At 66.2% G+C, this 1,354-nt stretch carries 1 protein-coding gene; it reads left to right on the top strand.

What is annotated here, in order from left to right:
• Positions 1-186 precede the first annotated feature (186 nt).
• Positions 187-1,305, top strand: coding sequence for an IS1249 family transposase (locus DWW12_RS09670; RefSeq protein ID WP_117855834.1), 1,119 nt, complete (start codon positions 187-189; stop codon positions 1,303-1,305).
• The last annotated feature ends 49 nt before the right edge of the window (positions 1,306-1,354 follow it).

Below are 1,354 nucleotides of genomic sequence, written 5' to 3'. Positions count from 1 at the left end.
GGCTTATAGGACAAAATGTGTGTCTACTTTAGGGGCGTCGGCGCAGGTCGATGCCCCTTTTTCAGCCGTTTAAATTCCGTGCCCGCTTTTAACCGCTCGGACAGAATGTGTGTCCGGTTGCCTATCGTTCCCGCCGGTAGATACCCTTTTCCGGAACCGTTAAACACCCTTTCGGAAGAGGTGTCCATGAAGGCCGTTTATTGCCCCTACTGCGGCGGTCGGACCAAGCGCAACGGCAGGACCTCATCGGGGTCCCAGCGGTGGAGGTGCACGGCCTGCGGCGCGTCGACGACGCTGAGGTACGACGACACGGCGGCGAGGCTCGAGGAGTTCCTCGGGTGGCTCCTCTCGAAGGACTCGCAGGCCACGATGCCGGGCGGCGGGCGGTCCTTCAGGCGCAGGACGGCCGAGTTCTGGGAGGTCTGGCCCATGCCCGTCCCCGACGGCGAGCTCCACCGCGTGCTCTACGTCGACGGGATCTGGGTCGCGCGCGACCTCGTCGTGCTCATATGCTGCAGCGGCGAGAGGGTGGTCTCCTGGTACATGGCCAGGTCCGAGAACTCGAGGGCGTGGTCGGCCCTCATGGCGCCGATCCCGGCGCCCGAGGTGGTCGTCACCGACGGCGGGAGCGGGTTCGCCAAGGCCGTGCGCGAGACCTGGCCGCGCACCAGGGTCCAGAGGTGCACCTTCCACGCCTTCTCGCAGGTCAAGCGCTACACGACGACGCGGCCGAAGCTCCAGGCGGGGCGCGAGCTCTACCTCATCGCGCGCGACCTCATGGGCATCGAGACGCTGCACCAGGCGGAGCTCTGGGTCGAGCGCTACCTCGACTGGTGCGGGTTCTGGGCCGACTTCCTGGAGGACAGGACCGTGGTGGACGGCAGGAGGGTCTACACCCACGAGAGGCTGAGGCGGGCGCGCTCGTCGCTGTCGTCGCTGGTGTCGGCGGGGACGCTGTTCACCTACCTCGACCCCGCCCTTGCCAAGGCCGGCCCGCTGCCGTCGACCAACAACATGATCGAGGGAGGGGTGAACTCGCAGCTGAGGGCCGTACTGCGCAACCACCGGGGGCTGACGTCCGTCAAGCGCGTTAAGGCGGTGTTCTGGTGGTGCCACGCTCATTCGGGGGACGCGAGGACGGCGCGCGAGAAGCTCGCCGCGATGCCGACCGACGCGGACATCGACTTCCTGTTCAGCGTCTACTCCGCCTCGCCGTCGCGCGAGGACGGAGGGCCGGAGTGGGGCGACAGGGCCGTGTGGGAGGATCTCCACCACAGGGACCCGTACCCGTTCTGGCTGGATTAATGGATGGAAACGGATGTTCTATCGGGACACACATTTTGTCCTATAAGCC

Source organism: Collinsella sp. AF14-35, assembly GCF_003464565.1.
Taxonomy (GTDB): Bacteria; Actinomycetota; Coriobacteriia; order Coriobacteriales; family Coriobacteriaceae; genus Collinsella.
This window is presented reverse-complemented; position numbering and strand designations above follow the sequence as displayed.

Coding starts and splice junctions, on each gene's coding strand:
- DWW12_RS09670 (WP_117855834.1), top strand. CDS start 187: ATGAAGGCCGTTTATTGCCCCTACTGCGGCGGTCGGACCAAGCGCAAC.